General features: G+C 70.0%; 5 protein-coding genes and 1 tRNA gene. 3 read left to right on the top strand and 3 right to left on the bottom strand.

Annotation, left to right across the window (positions count from 1 at the left end):
* Window positions 1–84: 84 nt before the first annotated feature.
* Window positions 85–1,464: a hypothetical protein gene (locus tag ACFWP5_RS20425; RefSeq protein WP_384158103.1), complete on the top strand. Its 1,380-nt coding sequence runs from the start codon at window positions 85–87 to the stop codon at window positions 1,462–1,464.
* A 39-nt stretch (window positions 1,465–1,503) separates the two neighbouring features.
* Here ACFWP5_RS20425 and ACFWP5_RS20420 read toward each other — a convergent pair whose 3' ends face one another.
* Both ACFWP5_RS20420 and ACFWP5_RS20415 read right to left on the bottom strand, forming a co-directional pair.
* Complete coding sequence (locus ACFWP5_RS20420; protein WP_384158100.1) at window positions 1,504–2,991, bottom strand: serine/threonine-protein kinase; 1,488 nt, start codon at window positions 2,989–2,991, stop codon at window positions 1,504–1,506.
* Window positions 2,992–3,182: 191 nt separating this feature from the next.
* Complete coding sequence (locus ACFWP5_RS20415) at window positions 3,183–3,731, bottom strand: DNA-binding protein (RefSeq protein WP_019055167.1); 549 nt, start codon at window positions 3,729–3,731, stop codon at window positions 3,183–3,185.
* 180 nt (window positions 3,732–3,911) lie between these two features.
* Here ACFWP5_RS20415 and ACFWP5_RS20410 point away from each other — a divergent pair.
* Window positions 3,912–3,984: transfer RNA gene (locus tag ACFWP5_RS20410), tRNA-Ala, on the top strand.
* 426 nt (window positions 3,985–4,410) lie between these two features.
* Here ACFWP5_RS20410 and ACFWP5_RS20405 read toward each other — a convergent pair.
* Window positions 4,411–5,112, bottom strand: a complete 702-nt coding sequence (locus ACFWP5_RS20405; protein WP_384158097.1) for a DUF5324 family protein — start codon at window positions 5,110–5,112, stop codon at window positions 4,411–4,413.
* A 320-nt stretch (window positions 5,113–5,432) separates the two neighbouring features.
* On the opposite strand from ACFWP5_RS20405, the gene ACFWP5_RS20400 reads away from it, so the two are divergent.
* Window positions 5,433–5,960: a peptidylprolyl isomerase gene (locus ACFWP5_RS20400; protein ID WP_384158094.1), complete on the top strand. Its 528-nt coding sequence runs from the start codon at window positions 5,433–5,435 to the stop codon at window positions 5,958–5,960.
* Window positions 5,961–6,000: the final 40 nt, after the last annotated feature.

Genomic DNA, 6,000 nt, shown 5'->3' with positions numbered 1-6,000 from the left:
CCCGTGCGGGTACGGCCGCCACGACCCGGGAGTTTCGGACGCTCGCACGGATTGACCGGATGCCACGCGCGCGTGCGGGGCAGGATGGGCCACGTCCGGAGCAACGACGAGGGGTGGCGCGTGATGGGGCGGCGTACGGCGTGGTGGCGGACACGGGCACAGGGCGGTCGTACGCCCGTCGCTGGGGCCGTACGACGTGTCGTGGTCCTCGCCGCGGTGCTGTGCGCGACGGCCGCCCTCACGGACCGGCCGGCCACGGCGGCCGGGTCGTCCAGCTCCTACGGCTACGACAAGAGCGACCGGGCCGTCGACGGAGCGACCGGTACCGCCGACGCCGAAGAACTGAACCCCGGTGGGACGTACAGGAGTTCCCTCCCGAAGGGGGCCAGTGTCTACTACGGCCTTGATCTCGACGCCACGTCGAACGCCTACGTCTCCGTGACCGCCGTGCCTCCGGCGGGCACCACGGTCGCCGCCACCGACGGCATCAAGGTGTCGATGCGGAACGCCCAGGGCACCGGCTGCACGCACCGGAGCGCCACCTTCGGGGCCGGCCGGAGCCCCCACCCCGTGGCCGCCTGGGCCGTGCGGGAGGCGGGCAAGGCGCTGTGCAAGGGCAGCGGCAAGTACTACGTGCTCGTCGAGCGCGTCGACGCGGCGGGCTCCTCGTCGGACACCTGGGGCCTGGAACTCACCGCGGTGTCGGAACCCCTGCTGGCCCAGGCCGGCACCACCGACGCGCCCCAGGCCTGGGACTCCGCGTCGCCCGAGGCCGTCACGGGGGAGGCCCGGCACCGTGCGGGCGGCTCGGGCTTCGCCGGGGCCGTCGCCGTCGGACAGGGCGCGTGGCGGGACGACATCGCGCCCGGCCGGACCCTCTTCTACAAGGTGCCGGTCGACTGGGGCCAACAGCTTTCCGTCACCGCCGAGTTGGGTGCTTCGGACGGTGGCAGCGGCTATGTGAGCCGCGCGCTGGACCTGGCGCTCTACAACCCCGTGCGCGGCTCCGTCGACGAGGCCGGCCTCGGTTACCGGGGTACCCAGAGATCGGTGGCCCTGGAGCCCCTGCCACCCGTCGAGTACCGCAACCGCTACTCCGTCGTCGACCACGAGAACGGGATGCGCTTCGCCGGGTCGTACTACCTCGTCGTGCACCTCGACGCGGAGTTGGCCGACGACTTCGGCCAGGGACCGTTCCCGGTGACACTGCGCGTGCGCGTCGCCGGTACGGCGCACGCCGGTCCCGGGTACGCGGCCCAGGCCGAGCCCCGGAACATCTTCGAGGTCACCACACAGGACCGCGCGGCGGCCGTGACGGGGAGCGCCGGAAGTGCCGGGGGCGGCGGCGATACCGCGATGAAGGTGCTGGCGGTCGCCGGGATCGGCGCGGGCACCGTGCTGCTGGCGACGCTCGGCGTGTGGACGGTGTCGGCCCGGCGCCGTGCTTCGACGGCGGCCCTGTAACACCGATCCACACCGCCGCTCTCTACCGACCCGCACTGTTCAGATGCGGGTCAGCGCCCAGAACCCCACCGCGTAGCAGGCCAGCGCGAGCAGCAGGACCGGGATCGCCACCTTCGCGGGCGGCCCGGGACGCCGCCGGGCCCGCCTGCCGCGGTGCTGCGGAACCGGCGGCGCCGACGGTGGAACCTGCGGGACCTGAGCGGTGTATGAAGCAGTAGAGGGATCAGCACGCGGCTGGGGGGAGGACAGGACATGCGTGAGGTCATGAGGGGAGGAGTAAATGGGCAACATGGGCGGCTGGTACTGGCCGCCGTCCTGGTGTGCCTGGGCTGTCTGATGCGCCTGGTCCGCCTGTGCCTGGTCCGCCTGTTGTACGTACGGGGCCTGCGGGGGCGGCAGATGGAAGCTGCCGGTGTCCGACATCGGGGAAGGCGGCGGGGCCGGAGTTGGGGTCGGGGTCGGCTGGGAGGCGATGCCCTGCCGTGGATCCACGGGTACGGAGTCCGTGCCGGGCCAGGCCGAGTCGCGGCCCTCGTCGCTGACACCGCCTACACCGCTGACACCGGCGCCCATGTCGTTCTCGGGTTCGGGAGACCCGGACGGCGACGGAGTCGTCGTCGCCTCCGTGTCCACCCCGGAAGCCCGTTTCAGGGGCCCCTCGGGCACGAACCCCGAAGGAAGCGGCCCCAGTTGGTCGAAGATCTCGATCAACTCGTCGTCGGGTCCCGGCTCCGGCAGCAGTTCCGCGGCTGCGGCGAGCGCCTTGCGTGCCCCCGTGGCGGTGCGGAAGCGGGCCTGCGGGTCGGGCTGCAGCAGCATCGCCACGACCTGCCACAGCGCCTCGGGAATGCCCTTGGGCGCCCCCGGAGTCCCATGCTCCGCGAAGTACTGCACCAGCGCCTTGGCGTCCGGCTTGGCCCCCTCCAGCAGATACAGCGCGACCAGTCCTACGGCGAACAGGTCGGCGGGGAAGTCCGGCTCCGCGCCCATCATCTGCTCGGGCGCGAGGTAACCCGGCGTGCCCACCACGAGGTTGGTCTCCGTCAGGCGTGCCTCGCCCAGCCGCATCGCGATGCCGAAGTCGGACAGGCGAAGGCGCGGGCGGGCCGTGCCGGTGGCTTCGAGGAGCAGGTTGGCGGGCTTGATGTCACGGTGCACGACGCCTTCCGCGTGCACCGCGGCGAGACCGGAGAGGAGCTGGTCCAGCAGCGTGCAGACGAAGGCGGGGGGCAAGGGACCGTAGTCCCCGATGAGATGGACGAGCGATCCGCCCGCCACCAGGTCCATGGTGAAGAGGACCTTGTCGTCGTCGGCGGCCCAGCTGGCCGGTGCGAGCACATAGGGGTGGTCGATCCGCAGTGCCTGTTCCCGGACGAAGCGCAGCAGCGAGTGCGCGTCGCTCTGCTGCAGGACCTTGGCCGCCACATAGCGGCGACGCCGGTGGTCCCAGGCGCGCCAGACCGCGCCGACACCGCCGCGTCCGATCGGGTCGACCAGTTCGTACCGGCCGGCGAAGACCTCACCCATGGCTGTGCGTCGCTCCTCCCCCTTCGGCTATCCCCGTTCCTTCCCCCGAGACGAGCGATACGACTCCCTCTCATGGCACTTCCTCGCGGCTGTTCCGCATGTGCTCCCGGTGAGTGACACGACCCCCTCGTGCCCCTCACCGACCGCGTGCCCGGCTGCCGAACCCCCGATCGGCGGCCGGGCCGTGGGGCTCAGCTCTGGTGGGACTGGTAGTGCGCCACCGCGTCGGAGGTGCGGCCGGCGCCGTACACCCGGAGGAACTCTGCCAGTTCGGGGTGGGTCGGGGCGAGGGTGTCCGCCGCGTCGATGATGTCGCCCGCGGCGGCCACCGAGCGCAGCAGTGACTGGATCTCCCGGACCACCCGCTTGACCGTGGGCGCTCCCGAACTGCTCGTCGTGGTCGTGGTGTTGCTGAGCACCGAGCCCCCCTGGGACTTCTTGATCTCGTCCATGCGCTCGGTCGCCTCGGCCGCGCTCACGCTGCCGTCCGCGACCTGACCCGCCAGGTCCTGCAGCAACTGCACCCGCTGGACCACCGCGGGATTGCCGATCTTCGCCCGCTGACCGCTCATCAGCTGGGACAACATCGGCGCGGACAGCCCCAACACCCCCGCGAGACGAGCCTGGTTGAGCCCAAGATCGTCGATGAGCTTACGGAAGAGCGCCCCCAAAGGCTCCCCGTACCAATTCCGCTGCAGCTCCCGCGCTCTGGCGGTGGCTTCCTGCTGTGCGGCGTCCATTGCGTCTCCCCATCGCTTCCCCAAAACCGCGGTTCGCTCTAGCGAACCACGCCGAGCATCTTACGGAGAGTGGTCGTTCACCGGGACCCCCAAATTTTTGCGAGATACCCGGGGTGACCCGGTACGCTGGTCTCCGAAGCTCGCCGGTGTGTGGTTCTGCCGGTCGGACGCTTCTCTAGCGGGGCCTTAGCTCAGTTGGTAGAGCGCTGTCTTTGCATGGCAGATGTCAGGGGTTCGACTCCCCTAGGCTCCACATTCCGCACCGGCCGGTCGCCCTCAGTGGCGTCCGGCCGGTGTTTGTTTGTGCCCGGGAGGTGACGTGCGTCACGTAAAGGGCGGCTCTTCGTTGCAATTGTTTGCGCAAATATCGGCGCCGGACGCGGTTCGCGGGGCGTCGCGCTGGTCGTCGGCGCGATGTGGGGATGGTGTGCCCGCGTGTGCGGGAGGTGTGTGAGCTGGTGTGAATACGGCCGCGTAATCGGGGGTGTGCGGTCCGTTAAGGGAGTCTGTGCGTTGCTTGTACGCCTGGGTCGTTGCAAACGTCATCGCAGGCAACTTGCGTAAATCAAGAAACCGAGGCGTCCGCCGACGCCGGTGACTGTTCCACGTGAAACATCGCCGTGGGGCAGGAGACCCTCAAGTCTCCTGCCCCACGGCGATGTTGGAAGCGCGTCGGACGTCAGCGCTGTTCGTCGTTCTCCGCGGCCTCGTCCTCGGCCTGCTTGGCCTCGACCTCGGGGTCGAGCACGGCCTGAGGGCTGCCGTCCACCGAGGCGAGCCGCCCCGAATCGGGCACCTCGGTCGCGGCGGGCGGCTCGACCAGCCAGTCAGGGTTGGCCTGCTTGTCCCACCACTTCCAGGCGGCGAAAGCGCCGCCCGCCAGGATGCCCAGAACCGCCAGCCCCTTCGCGAGCCGGCCGGCCCTCGCCCGCCGCTCATGCTTGCGGACCAGCTTCTGGATCTCCTTGGGCGAGACCTGGCCGCGCAGTGCGGCGAACGCCGCCGCACCGCGCGCGGCGGCCTCGTCCTTGACCGGGCCTGCGGCGGCGACCGCTTGCTCGATCCTCGGCCGTGAGTACTCGGCGGCCTGCTGGGCAGCCTTGCGGGTACGGACGGCGGCGTCCTGGGCGGCCTGGTCGACCTTCGGCGGTACATGAGTGCGGGCCTGCTCCAGGCGCGGCACGACATGGGCGCCGTACTGGACGCGGGCCTGGTCTGCGGCCAGCGACACCTTGGGCGCGAGTCGTACGCGTGCCTCATGGGCGTAGTACGAGGCCCTGTCCTTGGCCGTGTCGGCGTAGGGCGCCACCACTTCCGCGGCGTGCAGCACGCTGTCCTTCGCCGAGCCGGTCGCGGAGCGCACGCTGTCGATGCGGGTCACGGGGTTCCTCCTCCTCGGTGGCGGTACGGTATTTCGTCTATCCACCCATTTACGGATCATGCCTGCCAACGGGCCACGGGGCATGTAGAGGGCGGGCATCCGGGTCACGATCACGTGCGATAGCGGATGAATCAGGGGGAACTGGAGCTTGTCGTCGACAATGCCACGGATCCCTGGCCTGTGCCCCTGTCCCGGACCCACTCGGCCGGTTTTCCGCAAGCGGGTCCGGTGGAATGGCCCCGAGAGAAGGCCGGCGGGCGACGAGGCGCGACGAGCGTGCGAGGATCTGGGGGTCACAGGAAGACAACGGAAGGCAGATCGTGGCTGAGCAGCTCTACGCCACCCTGAAGACCAACCTCGGCGACATCGAAGTCCGGCTTCTGCCGAACCACGCGCCCAAGACGGTCAAGAACTTCGTCGAGCTCGCCCAGGGCGAGCGTGAGTGGACCAACCCCGAGACCGGGGTGAAGTCCGCGGCCAAGCTCTACGACGGCACGGTCTTCCACCGAGTGATCAGCGGCTTCATGATTCAGGGCGGCGACCCGCTGGGCAACGGCACCGGTGGCCCCGGCTACCAGTTCGAGGACGAGTTCCACCCCGACCTGCGCTTCGACAAGCCCTACCTGCTGGCCATGGCGAACGCCGGGCCGGGCACCAACGGCTCGCAGTTCTTCGTCACCGTCTCTCCGACGGCCTGGCTGACCCGCAAGCACACCATCTTCGGTGAGGTCACCGACGCGGCGAGCCAGAAGATCGTGGACGCCATCGCGGCCACGGACACCAACCCGCGCACCGACCGCCCGGTCAAGGACGTCATCATCGAGTCGGTCGTCGTCGAGACCCGCTAGGCCGGGCAGGTCCTAGATCCAGGGTTGACACCAGTCTTAC

This window comes from Streptomyces sp. NPDC058469, assembly GCF_042721125.1.
Taxonomy (GTDB): domain Bacteria; phylum Actinomycetota; class Actinomycetes; order Streptomycetales; family Streptomycetaceae; genus Streptomyces.
The sequence above is the reverse complement of the archived record's forward strand: the minus strand, read 5'-3'. Positions and strand labels throughout refer to the sequence as shown.

Bases quoted from the DNA above. Each gene is read 5' to 3' on its own strand.
- ACFWP5_RS20415 (WP_019055167.1), bottom strand. From the start codon at position 3,731: ATGGACGCCGCACAGCAGGAAGCCACCGCCAGAGCGCGGGAGCTGCAG.
- ACFWP5_RS20425 (WP_384158103.1), top strand. From the start codon at position 85: ATGGGCCACGTCCGGAGCAACGACGAGGGGTGGCGCGTGATGGGGCGG.
- ACFWP5_RS20420 (WP_384158100.1), bottom strand. From the start codon at position 2,991: ATGGGTGAGGTCTTCGCCGGCCGGTACGAACTGGTCGACCCGATCGGA.